This window comes from Pseudomonas sp. BP8 (assembly GCF_017875955.1).
GTDB lineage: Bacteria > Pseudomonadota > Gammaproteobacteria > Pseudomonadales > Pseudomonadaceae > Aquipseudomonas.
This window is the reverse complement of the sequence record NZ_JAGINK010000001.1, coordinates 3,084,175-3,107,194: the sequence shown is the minus strand read 5'-3', so window position 1 is coordinate 3,107,194 and position 23,020 is coordinate 3,084,175. Positions and strand designations below refer to the sequence as shown.

Annotated in this window: 20 protein-coding genes and 1 pseudogene; 5 read left to right on the top strand and 16 right to left on the bottom strand. The window is 62.0% G+C overall.

Going from position 1 to position 23,020, the window contains the following annotated elements:
• Positions 1-189: 189 nt before the first annotated feature.
• The 4 genes from J3B00_RS13550 to J3B00_RS13535 form a co-directional block, all read right to left on the bottom strand.
• Positions 190-414: a hypothetical protein gene (locus J3B00_RS13550; RefSeq protein WP_209867990.1), complete on the bottom strand. Its 225-nt coding sequence runs from the start codon at positions 412-414 to the stop codon at positions 190-192.
• A 70-nt stretch (positions 415-484) separates the two neighbouring features.
• On the bottom strand, positions 485-1,201 hold the full coding sequence (locus J3B00_RS13545) for a DUF72 domain-containing protein (RefSeq protein ID WP_209867989.1): 717 nt from the start codon (positions 1,199-1,201) through the stop codon (positions 485-487).
• A gap of 16 nt (positions 1,202-1,217) precedes the next feature.
• Positions 1,218-1,802, bottom strand: a complete 585-nt coding sequence (locus tag J3B00_RS13540) for a hypothetical protein (RefSeq protein ID WP_209867988.1) — start codon at positions 1,800-1,802, stop codon at positions 1,218-1,220.
• A 114-nt stretch (positions 1,803-1,916) separates the two neighbouring features.
• Positions 1,917-2,084 (bottom strand): hypothetical protein, encoded by a 168-nt coding sequence (locus J3B00_RS13535; protein ID WP_209875181.1) that lies wholly within the window; start codon positions 2,082-2,084, stop codon positions 1,917-1,919.
• Here J3B00_RS13535 and J3B00_RS13530 point away from each other — a divergent pair.
• A pseudogene (locus J3B00_RS13530) lies at positions 2,039-2,350 on the top strand (LysR substrate-binding domain-containing protein); the annotation flags it as partial. The gene J3B00_RS13535 and the pseudogene J3B00_RS13530 sit on opposite strands and share 46 nt — an antisense overlap.
• 39 nt (positions 2,351-2,389) lie before the next feature.
• Here J3B00_RS13530 and J3B00_RS13525 read toward each other — a convergent pair.
• From J3B00_RS13525 to J3B00_RS13515, 3 genes are read right to left on the bottom strand one after another with little or no spacing between them, the layout of a single operon-like run.
• A complete protein-coding gene (locus tag J3B00_RS13525) occupies positions 2,390-3,196 on the bottom strand; it encodes a DUF3618 domain-containing protein (RefSeq protein ID WP_209867987.1) in 807 nt (268 codons plus the stop codon).
• Positions 3,193-3,621 (bottom strand): phage holin family protein, encoded by a 429-nt coding sequence (locus tag J3B00_RS13520; RefSeq protein ID WP_209867986.1) that lies wholly within the window; start codon positions 3,619-3,621, stop codon positions 3,193-3,195. Before J3B00_RS13520 ends, J3B00_RS13525 begins: the two co-directional genes overlap by 4 nt.
• A complete protein-coding gene (locus J3B00_RS13515; protein ID WP_209867985.1) occupies positions 3,621-4,226 on the bottom strand; it encodes a hypothetical protein in 606 nt (201 codons plus the stop codon). Before J3B00_RS13515 ends, J3B00_RS13520 begins: the two co-directional genes overlap by 1 nt.
• Positions 4,227-6,000: 1,774 nt before the next feature.
• Between J3B00_RS13515 and J3B00_RS13510 the strand changes: the two genes are divergently transcribed.
• Together J3B00_RS13510 and J3B00_RS13505 are read left to right on the top strand one after the other, a co-directional pair.
• Positions 6,001-6,504 carry a CinA family protein gene (locus J3B00_RS13510; protein WP_209867984.1) on the top strand — a complete coding sequence of 168 codons (504 nt, stop codon included), beginning with the start codon at positions 6,001-6,003 and terminating at the stop codon, positions 6,502-6,504.
• 181 nt (positions 6,505-6,685) lie between these two features.
• Positions 6,686-8,473, top strand: coding sequence for a thiamine pyrophosphate-requiring protein (locus J3B00_RS13505; protein ID WP_209867983.1), 1,788 nt, complete (start codon positions 6,686-6,688; stop codon positions 8,471-8,473).
• 11 nt (positions 8,474-8,484) lie between these two features.
• Here J3B00_RS13505 and J3B00_RS13500 read toward each other — a convergent pair whose 3' ends face one another.
• The 9 genes from J3B00_RS13500 to J3B00_RS13460 form a co-directional block, all read right to left on the bottom strand.
• Positions 8,485-9,336 carry a metal ABC transporter permease gene (locus J3B00_RS13500; RefSeq protein ID WP_209867982.1) on the bottom strand — a complete coding sequence of 284 codons (852 nt, stop codon included), beginning with the start codon at positions 9,334-9,336 and terminating at the stop codon, positions 8,485-8,487.
• Positions 9,333-10,193, bottom strand: coding sequence for a metal ABC transporter permease (locus J3B00_RS13495; RefSeq protein ID WP_209867981.1), 861 nt, complete (start codon positions 10,191-10,193; stop codon positions 9,333-9,335). Before J3B00_RS13495 ends, J3B00_RS13500 begins: the two co-directional genes overlap by 4 nt.
• Positions 10,193-11,098, bottom strand: a complete 906-nt coding sequence (locus tag J3B00_RS13490; RefSeq protein ID WP_209867980.1) for a manganese/iron ABC transporter ATP-binding protein — start codon at positions 11,096-11,098, stop codon at positions 10,193-10,195. Before J3B00_RS13490 ends, J3B00_RS13495 begins: the two co-directional genes overlap by 1 nt.
• A complete protein-coding gene (locus J3B00_RS13485) occupies positions 11,095-12,018 on the bottom strand; it encodes a metal ABC transporter substrate-binding protein (RefSeq protein WP_209867979.1) in 924 nt (307 codons plus the stop codon). The genes J3B00_RS13490 and J3B00_RS13485 overlap by 4 nt, the downstream gene beginning before the upstream one ends.
• Before the next feature lie 179 nt (positions 12,019-12,197).
• Positions 12,198-13,577, bottom strand: coding sequence for an APC family permease (locus J3B00_RS13480; RefSeq protein WP_209867978.1), 1,380 nt, complete (start codon positions 13,575-13,577; stop codon positions 12,198-12,200).
• A gap of 120 nt (positions 13,578-13,697) precedes the next feature.
• Complete coding sequence (locus J3B00_RS13475; RefSeq protein ID WP_209867977.1) at positions 13,698-15,080, bottom strand: aspartate aminotransferase family protein; 1,383 nt, start codon at positions 15,078-15,080, stop codon at positions 13,698-13,700.
• 348 nt (positions 15,081-15,428) lie between these two features.
• Positions 15,429-16,919 (bottom strand): aldehyde dehydrogenase, encoded by a 1,491-nt coding sequence (locus J3B00_RS13470; protein WP_209867976.1) that lies wholly within the window; start codon positions 16,917-16,919, stop codon positions 15,429-15,431.
• A gap of 141 nt (positions 16,920-17,060) precedes the next feature.
• Positions 17,061-17,399, bottom strand: coding sequence for a hypothetical protein (locus tag J3B00_RS13465; RefSeq protein WP_245362546.1), 339 nt, complete (start codon positions 17,397-17,399; stop codon positions 17,061-17,063).
• Positions 17,400-17,468: 69 nt separating this feature from the next.
• The gene (locus tag J3B00_RS13460; protein ID WP_209867975.1) at positions 17,469-19,052 is read right to left on the bottom strand and encodes a methyl-accepting chemotaxis protein; all 1,584 of its coding nucleotides are present in this window, start codon (positions 19,050-19,052) and stop codon (positions 17,469-17,471) included.
• 527 nt (positions 19,053-19,579) lie between these two features.
• On the opposite strand from J3B00_RS13460, the gene mrdA reads away from it, so the two are divergent.
• Both mrdA and J3B00_RS13450 read left to right on the top strand, forming a co-directional pair.
• Positions 19,580-21,466, top strand: a complete 1,887-nt coding sequence (gene mrdA / locus J3B00_RS13455) for a penicillin-binding protein 2 (protein ID WP_209867974.1) — start codon at positions 19,580-19,582, stop codon at positions 21,464-21,466.
• Positions 21,467-21,832: 366 nt separating this feature from the next.
• Positions 21,833-23,020: an acyl-CoA dehydrogenase family protein gene (locus J3B00_RS13450; protein ID WP_209867973.1), complete on the top strand. Its 1,188-nt coding sequence runs from the start codon at positions 21,833-21,835 to the stop codon at positions 23,018-23,020.

Below are 23,020 nucleotides of genomic sequence, written 5' to 3'. Positions count from 1 at the left end.
TCGAGCGACTGGGTAATGCCCTTCATGCTCGAGGACGGCTCCCCGCTTGATCTGCAAATGAACATGGAGCCCGCGGCGTCAGCGCAATCAGTCACTTTTGAACCGGCGCAAACCCTATAGGAGCGGCGGTGCGGCGCTCCTACAGGGTTTTTCCTGAATCAATGAGTTAGCGTTACGAGACGCCCACGGTCAACGCCTGGCCTTGTTTTCTACATCCGCCAGGCGCCGTTCAATTTGTCGCGCCTGCTCTTCCTGCTCCTTGATCGAAGTCGGTGTAATCACCTTGTCCACTGCCTCGGTATTGGGGTCTGGACGCTCGAGCACCGGATCGGGCGATGACTCACCTTGTTGCGCCTGCTCCGAAGAAATCGGCCGGGGGACCTTGTCTTGCTGTTTGCGGTCGCTGTGTTCCATGAAGCGCTCCTGAAATGAGTGTGTGTTTTCAGAAGAACCTGACGGCCCGTAAAAGTTTGATTCGGTTGCATCAGCCGTTGATGAGGGCCTGGATGGCCAGTGCATTGGCCAACGCTGCGCCCGACGCGGTGTTGTCAAAGATGCACCAGGTCTGCACTTTTGCAGCTTCACTGACATGGAGACGTTGTGCCAGGCGCTGCAGGTAGTCGTCCGAATACTCACTGTGGTAGAGCCGCGGCTGCCCATGTAGCCGCCAATACACCAACCCTGGCCATCCTCCAGGTAGCGCATCGCTGTCAAAACGCGGCGGGCTCGCGGCAACCTGGGCAATTTGCAGTGCTACCAGCATCGGCCGGGCGACCTGCCACGAAACGTGGCGCGGTTCGACAGCCACCCCACCGGCGTACCGCTCTCGCAAACGCTCGAAGAAGCGCTGGGCGGTATCAGCGTCATAGTCCAAAGAAGGCGGCAGTTGCACCAGGAGGCAACCGAGGCGATCGCCAAGCTGGCTGCACTGCTCGATAAATCCATCAAGCAATGTTTCACACGATTGCAGGCGCTGCACGTGGGTTATCGTCTTGGGTACCTTGACTGAAAAACGAAACTGTTCGGGCACCGAAGACGCCCACCGCGCATAGGTTGCGGGGCGATGCGGGCGGTAGAACGAGCTATTGATCTCTACCGCGTTCAACCGGGCGGCGTAGCGCTGCAAGTGACTACCGTCTCCCTTGAAGTGCCCAGCGTAGGGCCGTGACAGGCTCCAACCGGCGCAGCCAAGATGGATCATTGCAGCGCTCCTGTTGTCAAATCGGCGGCGAGAACGGCTTGTAGTTCGGATCTTTGTAACGGTCGTCGCCGTAGTAGGTCTTGCCGACAGCACTACCGTCCGGGTATGTGACATCGGGGTTGGGCTTCAGGTGCCAGCCACTGCCATTTTCATCACGCTCGACCAGCGTCGGCGACATCCTGCAGGTGCCGCTTGCACCCGACGACATCAGAAACTGATAGTACTGACCGGCCTTGGGGATGAACGTGGCCGAGACGAAACAGTGACGAGTCTCGCTGCCTTCCCAGAACATGTCCACATGGGTTTCAAGACCAGGCCGCAGGGGCGACTCGTAGAAGTCGAACGTCAGGTCCTGGCCCGCCTTGGGCATGCCTTTGTCCTGGGTGTTGACCAACGGCAGCGGCCCGCTCCGCACCGCCCCACCTGAGCGAACGCCGCCCTCGTACTGATAGATCTCGGCGTGCTGGGTGAAGTTGACGATGCGGATCCAGGCCGGGTTCGGCTCGTTTTCCGGCGGGGTGAAGTAATAGCTGCGCGGCAGATATTGGCAGCCGGCCAGCACCGACAGGCTAAGCAGGCAAAACAGACGGGGAATGCGCATGGTCGGTTCCTTGACAGAGATGCCAGAACTGACCGCGCAAACGCTGATGGATTCCGTACGCCCCTTACCCGGGCATGCCGTGTCTGCTGCGCCATGACCGGGGCACTGTACCGATTATTTTTGCGCCAGCAGGGCCTTGCGCATGGCCTTCTCGTGCTTCATCGCCGCGATTTCACGCTCGCACGCCTCGACATCGAACGCGTTGTCCCACTTGGCAATGGCAATGGTGCCAATGCTACCTCGCTTACACCCATGAGTCTGGACTGGGCCGGATCGTTGCACACCGACTGCGCGGCAAAGAAGACTACCTCCACCTCAAGCCGCTGTTCAGCAGCCACCTTGCTGCGGTCCTCATGTCCATGGCCCTGGAGAGCAAAGGCGTGGCATGGTTGCCCAAGAGCCTCACCGAGCAGGAAACCCTCGACGGACGCCTGGTCAGAGCACTCGACGAAAGCTGGGATATACCGCTCGAAATTCACCTCACTCGCCCAAAGGCACTTCTCAGCCAATCTGCCGAAGCGTTCTGGGCGAGTGTCGGCGGCAATTGATCAGGGTTTCCCCACCCCCGCCAAATGACTTGGCCGCTATCAGGACGGGAAGCCCAGACCTGACGAAAGATCCGTCTCGCTTGCTCGGTGAGTACCGCTAGGCGCGTCCTTTGCTGTGGTTTGCCTCACGGTCTCCGTTACCGCTTGCTTGGCTTGCTCGCCCTTGGCCTTCAAGGTGTCAGTCAAGCGATCACTGCTGGCACCCATCAGCTCATCTTCCTTGCGCGTACTTGGTAGCGCGGCGCCCAGCGCGGCCCCTAGCGCGATACCTAACGCGGCGAGCACCAATGGCTGCTCCTTGAGCAGGTGATCGAACTGGCCCTTCAGCGCTGTCGCCTGATCGCCGATCTGCTGCGCGGTGCCTCGCAGGCTATCAGCGGAGCCTGCCACCGACTCCCGCGCGCCCTGCCCTAACGCTCCGGCCCGGTCACCCAGGTCGTGGGCCTTGGTCCGCATGGTGTGGCTGGCATCGTGCAGCGCCTCGCCAGCATGGCTGAAGGCGCCCTTGACGCTGTCGACCGCCTCGCCCAGTTTTTCTCCCAGGCCCGGCCCGCTATGCGCGGGGCCGGGGTTGAACGGTCGGTTCTGATTGAGGCCCAGCCAGGCCAGGCCAAGTACCGTGAGGGTGGTCGGCACGGGATTGTTCTTCAAGGTTGTGCCCAGGTTATGGAAAAACTCGCCACCGTTGCCTTTGCCGTAGGCCAATACCTGGTCCATCAGTTGTCCCGGGCTCAGGCGCTGCTCCAAGGCATCGACCAGGTCGCTGATGTGCTCACGTTTGGCGTTGATTTCCTGCTCAAGCAAGTCAGGGTCTTTTTCGGTGTCATGTTCAAAGGAGGTTGTCATGGCAGTTTCCTCTTCAACGCGTCCTTGTCCTGCTGCATGGCATGCAGGGTGCGGTCCGGAGTGAGCTGTGATGGGTCGAACTGCTTCTTGCCCGCCTGCAGCATGATGAAGCCAATGATCACCGTCACCGCGCCGACGACCAGTGCAGCCATCCAGGGCTCGACCAGCGTGGCCAGGGCATAGACGGCGGCCAGCAGCAGGATGATGAAGCCGGCCAGGATCACGATCGCACCGGCCGCCACGGCGGCGGTGCCGGCTTTCAAGGTGTTGAGGTTGTGTTGCAGTTCCGCCTTGGCCAGGGCCAGCTCCTTGCTGAACAGGTCGGGCACCTCGCGCATCAATTGCCTGAGCAAGCCGCCGACACCGAGCGTATCTTCAGCCGGCGTATGCATTGCGGGCGTAGTCTGGAGAGGGTCGTTGTTCATCATTCACCTCCTTTGAGCGGATCACGCTCCAGTGGCCCGCCGCCAACCGGCGTGGCGCCGCCCATGCCGACGGGGTCGACCGGGGTATAGGGCTTGTGGGTGGAAACATCGCTGGAACGGTCCGGGGTGGGTGCAGAGCTGTGGTAAGGCTCGCGGGTGCCGTCGGCTGTCGGCGCCGTGGACGTGGACGTGGCGCCGGTATGGCTTGCGCTGGCACGCAGGAAGCGTGACAAGGCGAATCCGATCGCCACGCTGCCGGCGAGGAACATCGCAGGGTTGTCCCGCGCCAGCCGAGTGCCACGGTGCAACAGGTCTTCGGCACTTTCGTGACGGATTTGCTCGGCAAAGCTACCGATGCATTCGGCCGCCTGCCCCAGGTACTGGGAAAGCCCCAGGCTATCGTTGCCCTGCAGGGCAGAAGCGGCCGAGCGGGCGCCTTGTTGCAACGATTCGAGCTGGTCGGCGGCGGTATCGCGGTAGTGCTCGAACTGCTCGGCGCCTTGCGTCTTGGCCTCATTGAGCAGAGCGCCCGCTTCGTCGGTGATGGCATGCAGGTGGTCCTGGGTGCTGCCAGGCGACGATGCCTGGCCTTGATCGCGTTCCATGGATATCTCCCTCGCAAATGAAGCTCCGGCAGGTGCGCCGGAGCGTGTGTCTTCATGCGGGAGATACGGGCCCTGAGGACGGAGTTCAGTCAGAGTGATCGGTAACCACTACCCCCAGCGTCAAAGACTTGCGCGGGGCTAACTGGGGGGCAAAACACATGGGCGGCAGCGGACTGTCCAGAGCTTGGTTGGTTGGTTTAGAATTTGTGGGCTTATCCATTTGATGTGATGGCGGCACTGGCCCCTTCCGCCCTTACGGCGGGTCACTTTTTTTCTTGGAGAAAAGTAACCAAAAACCGCTTGCTCGTGCATCCGGCCCTTCGCTGCGCTACGGGTCCCCTCGCTCCGGTCTCCTGACGTCGCGAAGTTACGGGTGGCGTCTGGGCTGGCGTTGTTTTTGATAGTGGCATGGGTGGTGGATATTCGGGCCTCTTCGCGGGGCAAGTCGGATCGCCGCACCGCCGCCCCTGCAGGGTTGGCGCAGATTTTGAGTTCGACGCAATACCTGTAGGAGCGGGCTTGTCCCGCGAAGAGGCCGGTGCTGCCAATGCAAATCGCAGGGCGCAGCCCTGCCAGCCGCACAACAAATCCGCTGGTAAATAAACAAAGCGAGAGCGCAGCGATTCGCCTGCCGTTGCCCTGGCTGTTGATCTTGCTCTTGGTCTACCAGCGACTTCAGGAGCAACACCGGAGCGAGAGAACCCCGCAGCGAGGCGTAGGACCGCATGTAGGAGAAATGGCTTTTGGTTACTTTCTGTCGGCTTGGCTGGCTGGCCTAGGAACTGTGTGTTTATCCATTTGATGGGGTGGCGCCACCGGCCCCTTCCGCCCTTACGGCGGGTCACTTTTTTTCTTGGAAAAGAGTAACCAAAAACCGCTTGCTCCTGCATCCGGCCCTCCGCTGCGCTGCGGGTTCCCTCGCTCCGGTCTTGCTCCTGAAGTCGCTGTAGATCAAGAGCAAGATCAAGATCAACAGCCAAGGCAACGGCTGGCGAATCGCTGCGCTCTCGCTTTGTTTGTTTACGAGCGGATTTGTGGGGTGGCTGGCAGGGCTGCGCCCTGCGATTTGCATTGGCAGTACCGGCCTCTTCGCGGGACAAGCCCGCTCCTACAGGGATTGAGCAAATTTTGAATTCGGCGCCAACCCTGTAGGGGCGGCGGTGCGGCGATCCGACTTGCCCCGCGAAGAGGCCCGAATAACCACCACCCATGCCACTATCAAAAACAACGCCAGCCCAGACGCCGCCCCTAACTTCGCGACGTCAGGAGCAAGATCGGAGCGAGGGAACCCGCAGCGCAGCGGAGGGCCGTATGATGGAGCAAGCGGTTTTTGGTTACTTTTTTCCAAGAAAAAAAGTGACCCCCCGTAAGGGCGGAAGGGGCCCGAAAAGCCACCATATCAAATAGATAAGCCCCCACAACCTACAAGCCCCAGCCCCATCACGACAACCCTATTTTTTACCCGTACCCTCATCCCTGGCCGTTTTCTGCGCAGTAGAATCATGCGCCGTCCCAGACGACCCATCAGGCCGACGCGCATCATTGTCCCTCTCCGCTTCACCACCCACCGGTTGCTTGGGCTCAACCGGATGATCACTGTCTTTGCTCATGACGCCTCCCGACTCGTTGACCTGCCTCTACCTTTTTGGGAAGCCACCTGCCAAGGCAAAGTTCAGGCCCACCCTGCCAGTACGGACAAGCGGTACGCCCAAAGCCCGTGAACCAAACACCAGCTCCCACCGTCAACCGCGTATCTACAGAAGAGGCCTCGAAGATGTCCACAGATGCCGTCTTGGCCACCCTCGACTATCTCAAGCAACACGGGCTACTGCTAACCACCGCCGAGTCGTGTACGGCGGGTTTCATGGCCGCGCTGCTTGCCGAGGCTCCGGGCACCGGTGAAGTGCTCGAGAGCGGCTATGTGGTGTATTCACCCAGTGCCAAACAACGCCTGCTCGGCGTCAGCCCGCTGACCATCGAGCGCTATGGCCTGACCAGCGAAGCAGTCGCCTGGGAGATGGCGCTGGGTGCATTGAAAGACAGCAGCGCCACTGTCGCCATCGCAACCACCGGCGTAGCCGGACCCGGTCCCGAGGCAGGCATAGCACCGGGAACGTTCTGTTACGCCTGGGCATTCGCAGGCGAGCCGTTCACCGTGTTCACTCGCAGCCAACGCTTTACAGGTGAACGCGCCGATGTGATGCATCAAGGCGCAGTGTATGGACTGACACGCATTGCCCACTATCACCAACGCTGGTTGCGTGGTGAGCGATCTTGAGGGCACGCCAACGCAAAGCCCCTTGCTGGCATGAAGTCGCCTCCTGATTCTCCGGTCGATAACCAGATGATACAGACGCTGTTTGCCCGGTTCCTGTCAGTCGACCAATGCGCACACCGTTGAAACTTTCCCCAAAGGTACCCAGTCCAGACCCCTATCGACGACTGGCAAGGAAATGGAAATGACAGCGACAGTAGGAGATTTTCTGGTCGAGCGCTTGTATCAATGGGGCGTGCGACGCATCTATGGCTACCCGGGCGATGGTATCAATGGCGTGTTCGGCGCGCTGAGCCGGGCCAAGGGCAAGATCGAGTTCATCCAGGCCCGCCATGAAGAAATGGCGGCATTCATGGCCAGCGCTCACGCCAAATTCACCGGCGAACTGGGCGTGTGCATCGCAACCTCGGGCCCAGGCGCTTCACACCTCCTGACCGGCCTCTACGATGCCCGCATGGACCACATGCCGGTGCTGGCCATTGTCGGCCAGCAGGCCCGCGGCGCACTCGGCGGCCACTATCAACAAGAGCTGGACCTGCTATCGATGTTCAAGGATGTGGCCGGGGCGTTCGTCCAGCAAGCATCCACCCCCTCGCAAGTGCGCCATCTGCTCGATCGCGCAGTGCGTACGGCGGTCGGCGAACGAAAAGTGACCGCGCTGATTCTGCCCAACGACCTGCAAGACCTGCCGTACAGCGAGCCCGAGCGGGCTCACGGTACGGTGCATTCCGGGATCGGCTACAGCAAACCGAAAGTGGTCCCCTACAACGACGACTTGCAGCGCGCTGCCGAGGTGCTGAACGCCGGCCACAAAGTGGCCATCCTGGTAGGAGCAGGCGCGCTGCAAGCCTCGCAAGAGGTGATTGCGATCGCCGATAAACTGGGTGCAGGCGTGGCCAAGGCATTGCTGGGCAAGGCGGTAGTCCCCGACGACCTTATGTGGGTCACCGGCGCCATCGGCTTGCTCGGCACTGAACCCAGTTACCAGATGATGGAAGAGTGCGACACCCTGCTGATGATCGGCTCGGGCTTTCCTTATGCCGAGTTCCTGCCGAAGGAGGGTCAGGCCCGTGGTGTGCAGATCGACCTGCAACCGGACATGCTCAGTTTGCGCTATCCCATGGAGGTCAACCTGCAGGGCGACGCCGCCGAGACCCTGCGCGCACTGCTGCCACTACTCGAGCAGAAGAGCGATCACTGGCGCAACAAGGTCGAAAGCTGGCGGGCACGCTGGGACAAGACGCTGGAGAAGCGCGCATTGGCCAAAGCCGACCCAATCAATCCGCAGCGGGTGGTGTACGAGCTCTCCCCTCGCCTGCCTGATAATGCCCTGGTGACCAGCGATTCCGGCTCCTGCGCCAACTGGTACGCACGTGACCTGATGATTCGCCAAGGCATGCAATGTTCACTTTCCGGCGGCCTGGCCTGCATGGGCGCTGCCGTACCGTATGCGATCGCTGCCAAGTTCGCCCATCCGCAGCGCACGGTGGTCGCCCTGGTAGGGGATGGCGCCATGCAGATGAACAACATGGCCGAATTGATCACCGTGGCCAAGTACTGGCGGCAGTGGGACAACCCGAAATGGATCTGTGCAGTTTTCAATAACGAGGACCTCAATCAGGTCACCTGGGAACAGCGCGTCATGGAAGGCGATCCCAAGTTTGAAGCCTCGCAGTCGATTCCGGATGTGCCTTACCACCTGTTCGCCATCTCAATCGGCCTCAAGGGTATCTTCGTTGACCGTGAAGAAGACGTCGCCAGCGCATGGGAACAGGCGCTAGCCGCCGATTGCCCGGTGCTGATCGAGTTCAAGACAGACGCCAACGTACCGCCGTTACCGCCCCATATCACGCTCGAGCAGGCCAAGAAGTTTGCCGGCACCTTGCTGAAGGGCGACCCGGATGAGGCCGGGATTATCGTGCAAGCGGCCAAGCAGGTACTCAGTGCCGTGCTGCCGGGCCGCAAGGACTGACCGGTCGGCCGTTAGCTCGAGGTCGTGCTGACGGCCCTATCAGCTCCAGGCACTGCCGCGTGGTAGCCCAAGGCAAGCATGAACACGATGGCAAACACCACGACGATGGTCGGCGCCGGCGCACTGTCGAGAAAGAACGACAGATACACGCCCAGAAAGGCGCAGACCATCGCAACGAGCAACGCCACCCACAGCATGTACTTGAGCTGGCGCGTGAGCAGCGCGGCAATGGCGCCGGGAGCGATCAGCAGCGCAATGGCGAGGATCACCCCCGACGCCTTGAGCGCGCCCACCACCGCCAGTGAAATCAGGCACAGCAAACCATAGTGCAGCCACTTGCTGCGCAAGCCGACCGCGTGAGCCTGGACGGCGTCGAAGGTGTGCAACATGAAGTCCTTCCACTTGGTCGCAATGACCACGCAGGTCAACAAGGCAATACCGCCGCACATCCACAGGTCCTGGTTGTTGGCACCGAGGATGTCGCCGAACAGGATATGGTCCAGGTGCACATCCGACTCGATCTTCAGGTACAACACCAGGCCAAGGCCAAACATCCCCGAATAGACGATCCCCATCACCGTGTCTTGCTTGATGCGGCTGTTGTCCTTCAGAAAACCCGTGGCGATGGCGCAGAACATGCCGGCAACAAACGCGCCTATGGCGTAAGGAATGTGCAAGATGTAGGCAATCACCACCCCGGGAAACACCGCGTGGGCAATGGCATCGCCAAGCAGGGCCCAGCCCTTGAGCACCAGAAAACACGACAGCAGGGCCATGGGGATGGCAATGAGCAGGGCAATCGCCATGGCGCTGACCATGAAATCGAAGCCAAACGGCTCCAGCAGCACACCGAGCCAACTCATGGTTGCACCTGCAACGCTTGCCGCCGGCGCCGCCGTGCGGCGAGCAGGCCATGTTTGCGGGCGAACACGAACACCAGCAGGAAGATCACCGTTTGCAGGACAACAATGACCCCGCCGGTCGCGCCATCGAGGTAATAGCTCAGGTAGGTGCCAGCCAGGCTGGTAAAGGCGCCGATACCCACGGCAATTACCAGCAAGCGGGGAAAGCGGTCACTCAGCAGATAGGCCGTGGCACCGGGAGTGATGACCATGCAGATCACCAGGAATGCCCCCACCGTCTGCAGCGCCGCCACGGTCGAGGCCGACAGCAAGGCGAAAAACAACAGCTTCAGCCGGGTAGGATTGATACCGGTCGCACGGGCCTGGTTTTCATCGAAGAAGGTCAGCATCAGGTCGCGCCACTTGGCCAGCAGCACCACGAGCGACACCACACCGATAATCGCCAGTTGCAAGGTGTCGCTGGGCGTGATCGCGAGCATATTGCCGAGCACGATGGTCTGGATATTCACCGAGGTCGGCGACAGCGAGACCATGAACAGGCCCAGGCCAAAGAACGAGGTAAAGATCATGCCGATCACCACATCTTCCTTGAGCCGGGTGCGCCGCTGCAGAAACAGCAATGCGGCGGAGGCCAGCCCGCCGGCAAAGAAGGCGCCAAGCGAGAACGGCAAGCCGAGCATGTACGCGCCAGCCACGCCTGGCACAATCGAGTGCGACAGTGCATCGCCAATCAGCGACCAGCCCTTGAGCATCAGGTAGCAGGACAGAAACGCACACACCCCGCCCACCAGCGTGGACACCCACATGGCGTTGCGCATATAGCCATAGGCGAACGGTTCGAGCAGCAGTTCGATCATCAATCGGCCTCGCTGTCGCTGCCGCGCTCACGCCGCGCCGGCAAGCCATTGCGCAGAATCAACGGCCGTTCATCGTCACTGAAGACGCTCACCGGTGGTTGCAGCTGTTGATCGCCCTGGATGAGTGCGAAGTGGCGCAAGACGCCGCCAAAGGCACGCTCCAGGTTGTCTCGGGTATAGACCTCGTCGGTCGGCCCGTGGGCCAGCACCGTGCGCTTGATCAGTACCACACGGTCGCAGAATTCAGGCACCGAGCCCAGGTTGTGGGTCGACACCAGCATGATCCGGCCTTCGCCGCGCAGCTCACGCAGCAACTGGATGATCTGGTCTTCGGTCTTGACATCGACGCCGGTGAACGGCTCGTCGAGCAGGATGATCTTGCTGTCCTGCGCCAACGCCCGGGCAAGAAACACGCGTTTGCGCTGGCCGCCAGACAACTCGCCGATCTGCCGCTTGCGCAAGGCGCTCATGTCAACGCGCTCCAGCGCCGCGTCCACTGCCTGATAATCGGCGCGACGGGCGATACGCAGCGGGCCCATGTGGCCATAGCGGCCCATCATCACCACGTCCTCGACCAGCACCGGGAAGTCCCAGTCGACCTCCTCGGCTTGCGGCACGTAGGCGGTGAATTTCTGCCGCAGTGCGCGTTCGGCGGGCAAGCCGAGTACGCTGATCTGCCCCGAGGCCAGCCGCACCAGGCCCATGATCGCCTTGAACAGGGTCGACTTGCCCGAGCCGTTGATCCCCACCAGGGCAGTGATGGTGCCCATTGGCAGCGTGAAGCTGGCATCGTGCAGCGCGGTGTGGCCATTACGGTAGGTCACGGTCGCGCCCTGGACGACAATGCCCGCTTCGAGTGCTAAGGGGTCAGGAGCGACCGCTGGCGGCTGGCGAAAATGATTCATTGCCGTGGTACCTCGCTCAGCCCTTGGCTGATGGTGTCCGTGGTCACCCGCAGCAGATCGAGATAGGTCGGCACCGGCCCATCAAGGGTACTCAGCGAGTCGACATACAACACACCGCCATAACGCGCGCCGGTCTCGCGGGCGACCTGACGCGCGGGCTTATCGGAGACGGTGCTTTCACTGAAGACCGCGGCAATGGCATTTGCTCTCACGGCGTCGATGACTTTTTTCACCTGGTTGGGCGTGCCCTGCTGGTCGGCGTTGATCGGCCAGAGGTACAGCTCTTTCAGGTCGAAGTCGCGTGCCAGGTAGGAGAACGCCCCTTCGCTGCTGACCAACCAGCGCTTGGCCGGCGGGATCTGTGCGATACGCGCACGAAGCGGCGCGATCTGGGCTTCGATCCGCGCCTTGTACGCTTCGGCATTGCGCGTGTAGGCCTCGGCGTTGGCCGGGTCATGACGGACCAGCGCATCGCGGATATTGTCGACATAGATCAACGCATTGCGGGGCGACATCCATGCATGCGGGTTGGGTTTACCCGTGTAGGGGCCAGCGACGATGCCCAGCGGCTCGATGCCATCGGAGACGACCACCCCGGGCACCTGCTGCAGACGCTGGAAGAATTTCTCGAACCACAACTCAAGGTTCAGGCCGTTCCACAGGATCAGTTGCGCACCCTGGGCCCGGCGCAGGTCCCCTGGCGTTGGCGAGTAGTTGTGGATTTCGGCGCCGGGCTTGGTGATCGACTCCACCACGGCGGCGTCACCGGCGACGTTTCGGGCCATGTCGGCAATGATGGTGAAGGTGGTGACCACCTTGAATTTTTCCGCAGCGCCCGCCGGCCAGGCGAGCAAGAAGACACCGAGCAGCACGCCACCCAGGCGCGCTAACAGGGAACAGGGCTTGGCTGTATCGAACATCCGTCACTTCCACTTCACGTCAGAGGAAACGGCTAGGTTCACGGTGGGGCTGCCAACTTTTTCTGCAATTGGCTTGATGGCTTCGAGTATGGAGCGGTGCCGGGCAGATGGCAACGCCGGCCTCTTCGCGAGGCAAGACGGATCGCGAAGAGGCCGGCACTGGCAATGCCGATCCCGATTCACTCGGCCATCTGCAGCTCTGGCAGCTTCACCCGAAACGCCCGGGTCAGCCCGAGCAGGCACAGCAAACCTGCCCCCATCCAGCCCAGCCCGATCATGAACGACAGGCTCGACAGGCTGGTCCACAGCCAGATCGTGCTGAGAAAGCCCAACGCCGGAATACCGCCGTACAGCAGGTAATTGCGGGTGCCACGCAGCTTCTCGCCGACCAGGTAGTGCTTGACCACCGCCAGGTTCACCGCCGAGAAGGCAAACAGCGCGCCAAAACTGATCATGTGGGCGACGGTATCCAGGCTGATCACCAACGCAATCAACGACAGCACGCTGACCAGCATGATAGCGCTGGCCGGCACGCGCTTTTTCGACACCAACCGGCCAAACACGCGTGGCAGTGCGCCGTCCCGGCCCATGGCGAACAAGACCCGCGAAACGCTGGCCTGGGAGACCATCGCCGAGGCGAAACAACCGGCCACGTAGGTAGCGGTAAACGCTGTCACCAACAGCTCGCCGCCGACCCGTCGCATGACGTCGACCGACGCCGAGTCCGGGTCGGCAAAGGTGCTCCACTCCGGAAAGACCAACTGGGCGAAATACGACACCAGCAGAAACAGCAGACCGCCGACCAGTGACACCACCATGATCGCCAACGGGATCCGCGACTTCGGATCGGTGGTCTCCTCGGCCAGGGTCGAGACGGCGTCAAAACCCAGGAATGACAGGCACAGCACCGCTGCCCCAGCCATCACCAGCGGCACGCTGAAACCTTCATGATGGAACGGCTTGAACAGCGAGACCGGCTCCGCCTGGGCGTCCAGGTTGTGTATCGACAAGGCGACAAAAACGACGATGAACACCAACTGGACCACCACCAGGATCCAGTTGACCCGCGTCACCGACTCGATGCCGATCAGGTTGAGGAAGGTCACCAGGCCAATCGAGCCGAGCACCCACACCCAGGCAGGGATCGCCGGAAAGTATTCAGACATGTAGATGCCGATCAGCAGGTAACTGAGCAGCGGCAGGAAGATATAGTCGAGTAGCAGAGTCCAGCCCGCGATAAACCCGAAGTAGCTGCCAAAGGCCTTGCGGGTGTAGGAATACACGGACCCCGAATACGGGTGGGCCTGGACCATGCGCCCGTAGCTGTAAGCGGTCAGCAGCATGGCGGCGAGGGTCAGCAGGTAGGCGGTGGGCAAGTGTCCCCTGGTCATCTGGGTCACTAGGCCATAGGTGGTGAACACCGCCAGCGGCACCATGTAGGCCAGCCCGAACAGCACCAGCGCGGTGAGCCCCATGGACTTTCGAAAGCGGCCCGAACAGGCTGTTTGCGACGGCGAATGATGGGAGGGCGTATCGACTGTGGTTATTGTTGTGTGCATTGCCAACTCCTGAGAATTTGATACAGGACGCCTGCAGTGTCGAGCGAACTCGACACTGTTGAAGAACGCTTCACTGGGAAGGCTGGCGACACCCCGGGGCCGGGGAAGTCGCCGTTGACGTCAGCGCTTGCCGATCAGCCGTGCCGTGCGGTCGACGGCAATGCGGGTCTTCTCGACCAGTTCGTCGAGCTCGGCGCGTGTGGCCACCAGAGCGGGTGCCATGATCATGCGGCCGAGGGTCGAGCGGATGATCACGCCCTCTTCGAAGCCGAAGGTGCGGCATTGCCAGGCCAGGTCGTTTTCGTTGACGAAGCGCTTGCGTGTGGCCTTGTCTTCGGCAAACTGCAACGCGGCAACCAGGCCGGTGCCCTGGATTTCACCGATCAGCGGATGATCGCCGAACGCTTCATGCAGCAGTTGCTGCAAGTAAGGGCCGGTGTCGTCTTTCACCTGGCGCACAATGCCTTCATCGCGCAATGCCGTGAGGTTGGCCAAGGCGACCGCTGCGGCAACCGGGTGGCCGGAGTAGGTCAGGCCGTGGGCGAACACCCCGCCCCGCTCCACCAACGCATCGGCGATGCGCTTGCCCAGCACCAGGCCACCCATGGGCACGTAACCCGACGTCAGCCCCTTGGCGATAGACAGGGTGTCCGGCTCGAAACCGAAATGCTCGTGGGCAAACCACTCGCCGGTGCGGCCGAAACCACCAATCACTTCATCGGCGCACAGCAGTACATCGTACTGGCGGCAGATCCGCTGAATTTCCGGCCAGTAGCTCTCAGGCGGGAAGATCATGCCGCCCGCCCCCTGGAACGGCTCGGCAATGAACCCGGCGACGTTGTCGGCACCCAGTTCGAGGATCTTCTGTTCCAGTTGCAGGGCGCAGCGACGCCCGAACTCGGCCGGGGTCAACTCGCCGCCTTCGGCGTACCAGTAAGGTTCATCGATGTGGGCGACATCCGGGATCATCCCGCCCATCTCGTGCATGAACTTCATGCCGCCGAGCGCCGTGGCCGCCAGGGTCGAACCGTGGTACCCGTTCCAGCGGCCGATCATGATCTTCTTCTGCGGCTTGCCGACCACTTGCCAGTAGCGACGCACGGTGCGAATCAGTACTTCGTTGGCTTCGGAACCGGAGTTGGTGTAGATGACATGGCTGTAGTGGCCCGGCAGCAGGCTGAACAGCAGTTCGGAGAGTTCGATCACCGCCGGGTGGGTGGTGTGGAAAAACAGGTTGTAGTACGCCAGTTGATCCATCTGCGCGGCAGCCGCGGCAGTCAGGTCCTTGCGCCCGTAACCCAGCTGGGTGCACCACAGGCCGGACATGCCGTCGAGGTAGCGGTTGCCGTCGTTGTCCCACAGGTGCAGGCGCTCGCCACGGACCATCACCCGCGGGCCTTCGGCGTTGAGCGCCTTCTGGTCGAGGAAGGCATGGATATGGTGAGCGGCGTCGGCCTTCTGGTAGTCCTGGGTCTGGCGTTGCGGGGCGAAAGGAGCGTTCATGGTGGTGTTCTCTTTGTTGTGGGTCTTGCGCCGAAAGCAAGGTTCCAGGGAATGCTCCCACGCCGGCAGACGCCCCGAAATCACCCGTTGGGGTGAGTTGACCAGAGGCCTGTGGCGGGGGATTTACAGGCACGCAAAGCACCGCCGGAAGCGGCCTCCAGGCGGCAAGGGGACTGTCACGTTGCGGGCTGCTGCGCAGCCCTTTCGCGACACAAGGCCGCTCCCACAGAGCTACCGTGCAAGGCTTCAGAACGACGGCGACTGTTGTGGGAGCGGCCTTGTGTCGCGAAAGGGCCGCACTGCGGCCCCGGCAGGCGCAAGCCAAACGAAAACCAGAGCGCCGCTCGGCTAGCGCAACTGGAACCAGGTGGTTTTCAACTGGGTGTACTTGTCGAACGAGTGCAATGACAAATCCCGCCCAAACCCGGACTGCTTGCCGCCACCAAACGGCACGGCAACATCCAGCGCATCCACGCTATTCACCGAAACCGTCCCCACATTCAGCGCCTTTGCCACACGATGCGCACGGTTCAGATCATCACTCCACACCGAAGCGGCCAAACCATAGATGCTGTCATTGGCCTGCTGCACAGCCTCCTCTTCCGTATCAAACGCGCTGACCGCCAAGACAGGGCCAAATACCTCGTCGCGCGCCAGGCTATGCGCACTGTCAACGTCGCCAAAGATCGTCGGTTGAATGAAGTTCGACGAGCCATTGATCGTCATCTGCTCGCCCCCGCACAGCAGCTTCGCGCCCTGATTCCCGGCGTGCTCGATGGCGCGCATGATGCGCGCGGTCTGCTCACTGTCGACGATCGCACCGGCCGTGCTGGCTGGATTGAGCGGATCACCCGGCATCCACGCGCGCGCTTTGGCCAGCAATCGCTCGACAAACTCGTCATGAATCGAGCGCTGCACGTACAGCCGCGAGTTGGCCGAACACACTTCACCCTGATTGAAGAAGATCCCGAAAGCGGCCTTCTCTGCAGCCAGGTCCAGGTCCTGGCAGTCGGCAAACACCAGGTTCGGGCTCTTGCCGCCGCACTCCAGCCAGACCTGCTTGAGGTTGGACTGCGCGGCGTACTGCATGAAGTACTTGCCGACCTGGGTCGAGCCAGTGAACACCAGGCAATCGACATCCGGATGCAACCCCAGCGCCCTGCCGGCACTTTCGCCCAGGCCCGGCACAACGTTGAGCACACCCTCCGGGATACCGGCCTCCAGCGCGAGCTGGCCCAGCCGCAAAGCGGAGAACGGCGACTGCTCGGCAGGTTTCAACACCACACTGTTGCCCGCGGCCAGGGCCGGGGCCAGCTTCCAGGCGGCCATGTCCAAGGGGAAGTTCCACGGCACAACGGCAGCCACCACACCCAAGGCTTGCCGGGTGATGGTCGCCAGCGCATTGGCAGCGGTGGGCGCAACCTGGTCATACACCTTATCGAGCGCCTCGCCATACCAGGCGAACACGTGCGCAGCGCCAGGTACGTCGATGTTGTAGGCATCCATGACCGGCTTGCCCATGTTCAGCGAGTCGAGCAGGGCCAGCTCTTCGCGATGGGCCAGCAGCAGTTCGGCGAGCTTGAGCAGGATCTTCTTGCGCTCAGCCGGCGCCATGCGCTTCCAAGGGCCGTCAGTGAACGCCCGGCGAGCGCTGCGCACCGCCAGATCGACCTCGGCTTCGCCGCACGCCGCTACACGCGCAAGCAGCTGGTTGGTGGCTGGGTTGATTGCATCGAAGGTGGCCCCGGATGCGCTGTCTAACTGCTGGCCGCCAATCAGGGCCTTGTCGATGAACGTTTGCCGGGCAGCCCGCTGCTGCCAGTGGTTGAGGTCGAACACGCTGTACTCCCACATCGACCGTGAGCCGGTCAGTTGTTATTGATGTGGGAGATGGTGCGCCACTCTCGGCGGGAGGAAAACGAGTAAAAATATGCTCCAGACCTAACAAAAAACTGTCTAGCGGTCTGCGCCAGAGCGTCCTCAGTCCAGGCGGCTGCGGATCACCCAGCTGAGCATCCACCCAGCGAATACGTAGAACGCATCGAGGGCGAAAAGCCCGTAGTAGTTTGGCAACGATCCGCCTTGCACAAGCAGTTCAGGCATGTCGGGTGTCGGCGTAAACAGCAGGTAGACACCGTTGGGGATGATCGCCAAGGCCAGCAACGCCGCATACGTCGCGATGCGCAACAGACTTTCGCGATTGCCCGACTGTTCAGCCATCCTCAACCCGACAAAGGCAATGACGCCGGCAACCAGCAAGACCCAGACATGGGAAGGCAGGCTGAAAAAAATCTCGGCCTCCAGGCTACGTGTTTGCATGCGGCGTTACTCCTGTGAAAAAGCCGAGATTATTGCCAGCGTGGGCGACAAATGCAAAAAGTCGCGTGCTCAGAGCTTGAACTTGCCGACCAGGCTCTGCAGGTGTTGCCCGAGACGTGCCAGTTCGACACTCGAAGCGGCCGTCTGCTCGCTCGCCGCCGCCGTGTGCTCAGACACTTCGCGCACACTGAGGACGCTGCGATTGATCTCTTCGGCAACCGCACTCTGCTGCTCCGAGGCCGTGGCAATCTGCACGTTCATCGACTCGATCGTGGCTACCGAACGGCTGATACTCATCAGCGAAGTGCCCGCACGGCGGGTCAGTTCAACACTGTTGGTGGTCAGCTCGCGGCTTTTCTCCAGGCTGTCGGCCACCTCTTGCGTGCCGCGATGCAAGCCGCCGATCAGCGCCTCGATTTCTTCGGTAGAAACCTGCGTGCGCTGCGCCAGGCTGCGCACCTCATCGGCGACCACGGCAAAGCCACGACCGGCCTCACCGGCCCGCGCCGCCTCGATCGCCGCGTTCAAGGCGAGCAGGTTGGTCTGCTGGGCCACCGACTTGATCACATCCAGCACCGTACCGATCTTGTCGCTCTCACGCTTGAGCTCGGCCATCGCAGTGGTCGAGTGACCCACTTCAACATCAAGGTGGCTGATCTGGGCAATGGCCTGGGTGACCACGTTGTCGCTTTCACGCGCTTGCTGGGCAGCATCGACTGCTGCGTTGGAGGCCTGCTCGGCGTTGCGTGCAACGTCCTGGACGGTCGTTACCATCTCGTTCATGGCCGTGGCCACTTGATCGGTCTCAACTTTCTGGCTGTTGACCCCGGCACTGGTCTGCTCGGTTACTGCAGACAACTGCTCTGCGGCGCTGGCGATCTGGACCACACCGTCACGCAGCCCACCCATCAACTCGCGCAGGTTCAAGGTCATGCGCTGCATGCTCGACTGGAGCATCCCCAGCTCATCCCGGCGGGTGACCTGCAGGTCATGGCTAAGGTCGCCATCGGCAACCCGTTCAGCGCTTTCCAGCGCCTGCTTCAACGGCAGCACGATCAGCCGGGTAATCACCCAGGCAGCGCCGATACCGAGCAGCAGCGCCAGCAGCGTGGCAACGATCAGCCGCTCAACTGAGCCGGCGACTTCATGGTCTCGTTTGCGCGACTGGCTATCGGATAACTCCCCGCACATGGCAAACAGGCTTTTGATATCGACATCGAGTGCCGCCTGAGCCTGTTTCACTGCGGCTTCGTTGTTCGCTTGCACGGCGCGGATAAAATCCTGGAAATGCACAGCATAATTTTCCACGGCGGTATTGGCCTGGCTGATCGCACGCAGATCGCTGGGGGCGGTGAAGTCTTTAGCGAGCTTGTCGATGGTCCGCTTGATCTCATCCATCACCTTCACCACCGACTGTGCATGAACAGGATCCGGCGTCAGGGTGTAGCTCAGGCGGGCAATGCGCATGTCCCGCGCGAGCTCATTGATGGTGGCAATCGCACTGAGCTTGGCACTGCGCTCCCCCAGCGACCTGAGGGCATTCCAGCCGATCCCGGCAATCACCACCGTGAGCAATAGAACCAGCATGAAGCCCAAGGTCAGTTTGGCCCTGACACTCATGTCAGCCAACGCCTTAGCAATCGCATCGAACATTTGCACAATCCTTAGTGTGAACGTCTATTAACAGATACTGATCGAACAAACCCGCCCGCTGGGCATGTGGGCATGCACGCTATTGGCCCCTTCAACGCGGCAGACAAGGCATGGTTTGTAGGTTATCGATGAAGAATGAATACGCGTGCGCGTGCCCAGAGCCTGAATAGAACGCAGCACCCAGGTCCAGGCTCGAACAACGAAAGTGGGGATAACAACGACAAGTGGCACTAAGCCATCATTCGGCGCGCAATATACAGAGGGCCGACCACTTCTACAACGATGCGCAGAGGCTGGCCCTGCCGCGCTCGCTGCTCCAACCGCAGCCGCGTGAAGCGCAACGGCGAGCGACATGAACGAATCTTCATATTGGCCGTGAGCGCAGTGCTAGCGGGGCTGTCCTGCCGCTTGCCCGACAGCGCCGGGGTCACCTGCCTTGAGCGCTCAGGAGTGGTTGCGTAGCATCGCCGCCCCGGTTAACGCGCGCCCGCTCCCACGGGGAGTGGCGCTCCCCCTGAAGAGCCCGCATGCCCCAGCCCATCCCCCTCAAGGACCACGAAAAGGAAAAGCACCTGGTCAACCGCCGCCTGGCGGTGTGTGCCGCCCTGACTATCGGCCTGGTGGCAGTGCTGGTCGGTCGGCTGTATGTGTTGCAGGTAGTCCAGCACGACCAGCAGACCGCAGTGTCGGAAAACAACCGTGTGCACATACTGCCGATCGCACCCGAGCGCGGCCTGATCTACGACCGCAATGGCGTGGTGCTGGCCGACAACAAGCCCAGCTTCAACCTGACCATGACCCGCGAGCGGGCCGGCGACTCGGCCAAGGTGCTCGACAGCCTGGCGCAGATCCTCGGCCTGGCCGAGGACGACCGCCACCAGTTCGACAAGGACCTGCGCCGCGGCCGCAAGCCGTTCGAACCCGTCACGCTGATGGTCGGCCTGACGGAGGAGCAGATCGCCCTGATTGCGGTCAACCAGTTCCGCCTGCCCGGGCTCGACGTCGAAGCGCAGTTCATCCGCGAATACCCGCTGAACGAACACTTCGCCCACTCGGTCGGCTATGTCGGGCGCATCAACGAAAAAGAAGCCAAGAGCCTCGACAGCACCGAGTACCGTGGCACCCAGTCGATCGGCAAGACCGGCGTCGAGCGCTTCTACGAAAACCAGCTGCACGGCCACGTCGGCTACGAAGAGGTCGAGACCAACGCCCAAGGCCGGGTCATGCGCGTGCTGCGCCACCAGGACCCGACCCCCGGTCAGAACATCGTCCTGAGCCTGGATGCGCACCTGCAGCAGGCCGCGGAAAAGGCCCTGGGCGACCGCCGCGGCTCGGTGGTGGCGCTGGACCCGGCCACCGGCGACGTCTTGGCGATGGTCAGCAAGCCCAGCTTCGACCCCAATCTGTTCGTCAAAGGCATCAGCTTCAAGCAATACGCCGCGCTGCGGGACTCGATCGACCGGCCACTGTTCAACCGCGTGCTGCGCGGGCTGTACGCTCCGGGCTCGACGGTCAAGCCGGAGGTGGCCATTGCCGGCCTCGACAGCGGCGTCATCACCCCTGCCAGCCGGGTGTTCGATCCGGGCTACTACGAGTTGCCCAACTACGCGCACAAGTACCGCAACTGGAACCGCAGCGGCGATGGCTGGGTGGACATGTACAGCGCGATCATGCGCTCCAACGACACCTACTTCTATGACCTCGCGCACAAGCTCGGCATCGACCGCCTGCATGACTACATGGCTGAGTTCGGCCTCGGCCAGAAGGTTTCGCTGGACATGTTCGAGGAAGCCGCCGGGTTGATGCCGTCGGCGCAATGGAAGCGCGCCACCCGCCGCCAGGCCTGGTTCCCGGGCGAGACGTTGATCCTCGGCATTGGCCAGGGCTACATGCAGGTCACCCCCTTGCAACTGGCCCAGGCCACCAGCCTGCTGGCGAGCAAGGGCGTCTGGCACCGTCCGCACCTGGCCATGACCGTCGACGGCGAGCAGCCGGTCGACCCCAACCCGATGCCCGACATCGTCTTGCACGACAAGCGCGCCTGGGACCAGGTCAGCCAGGGCATGCAAATGGTCATGCACGACCCGCGCGGCATCGCCCGTGCTTCAGCGGCCGGGGCGCAGTACCGGATTGCCGGCAAGAGTGGTACGGCGCAGGTGGTGGCGATTCGACAGGGCGAGCGTTACAACCGCAACAAGACCCTCGAGCGGCACCGTGACAACGCCTTGTTCGTCGGCTTTGCGCCGGCCGATCATCCCTCGATCGTGGTCGCGGTAATGATCGAGAACGGTGAGGCCGGAGGCCGCGTGGCGGGGCCCGTGGTGCGTGAGGTGATGGATGCCTGGCTGCTGGATGAGCACGGTCATTTGAAGGCGCAGTATGCCGGTGGCGAGCATTCGTCTCCGCACAGCTGAGGTCCGCCCTGAGCACGCAAATATCGAATAACAATAGAATTTCTTATTCCTTTTTATCCTGTAACAAATCCTCTATAACTCCCCTTACTGCACAGCCGCCAACACCCGGCCAACTGTCTGCAACGCAACACCGGATCAACAACCCGGCCCACAAGGCAACACCGGCTAACCTTGCGCACTCGACGTGATCCGTTGATCAAAAGGGTAACTGCAAACCGGCACGACGATTGCTCAAGCAAAGTCCCCGCTCAAACTGAACTGGAGACTCACCATGAGCACCCCGCTGAACGTCGTCGCCCTGTCCGGTGGCACTGGCCGCTGTCCGCGGCTCACCACGCGTTGCGCAAAAGCGCCTGAGGCGCGGCCATGAATGCACCTGTGAAACCGGCCCAGCGCCCTGCCCTGACCATCGCCCGCGAACTGGCCAGCGAGTTCGCCCTGAGCGCCGTCGAGCGAGACGAACGCGGCGGCACGCCAAAGGCCGAACGCGATGCTCTGCGCAGCAGCGGTTTGTTGTCACTGGTCATCCCCACCGCCCACGGCGGCCAGGGCGCCAGCTGGCGCGACACCTTCGAGGTGGTGCGCGAGTTTGCCCGGGTCGACAGCTCGATGGCCCACGTGTTCGGCTTTCATCACCTGATGCTGGCGACCGTGCGGCTGTTCTCGCGCCCCGAGCAATGGCAGCCGTGGTTCGAGCAGACCGCACGCAAGCACTGGTTCTGGGGCAATGCCCTGAACCCGCTGGACACCCGTACGCAGGTCAAGCACTTCGACGGCTGGTGTGAGTTCTCCGGGCAAAAGAGTTTCTGTTCCGGTGCCAGCGATTCGGAGATGCTGATTGCTTCGGCGGTCGATGAACGCGCCGGCGGCAAGCTGCTGATCGCCGCGATCCCTAGCGGCCGCACCGGCATCACCTTGCACAACGACTGGAACAACATCGGCCAACGGCAGACCGACAGCGGCAGCGCCACCTTCGAGCGGGTCCGGGTCGAACATGATGAACTGCTGCTCGACCCAGGCCCGCTGAGCACGCCGTTTGCCGCCCTGCGCCCACTGATCGCCCAACTGCACTTTTCCAACCTGTTCCTTGGTATCGCCGAGGGCGCCTTCGCCGAGGCGCGCCAGTACAGCCTCAAGGAGAGCCGGCCGTGGTTCCGTTCAAGCGCCGCGCAGGTCAGCGAAGACCCCTACGTGCTGCGTCACTACGGCGAATTCTGGGTTGGCCTGGAAAGCGTGCGCCTGCTCATCGAGCGCGCCGCCGAGCAACTCGACGCGGCCTGGGCCAAGGAGCATGCACTGACCGCCGAGGAGCGCGGTGACCTGGCCCTGGCGATCGGCACGGCCAAAGTCGCCGCCACTCGCCACGGCCTGGATATCTGCAACCGGCTGTTTGAAGTCACCGGTGCCCGCGCGACCCATGCCTCGCTTCGCTTTGATCGCCACTGGCGCAACCTGAGGACGCAAACCCTGCACGACCCCGTGGACTATCGCATCCACGAGCTCGGCGAATGGGCCCTCAATGGCACGCGTCCCGTCCCGTCGTTCTATTCCTAA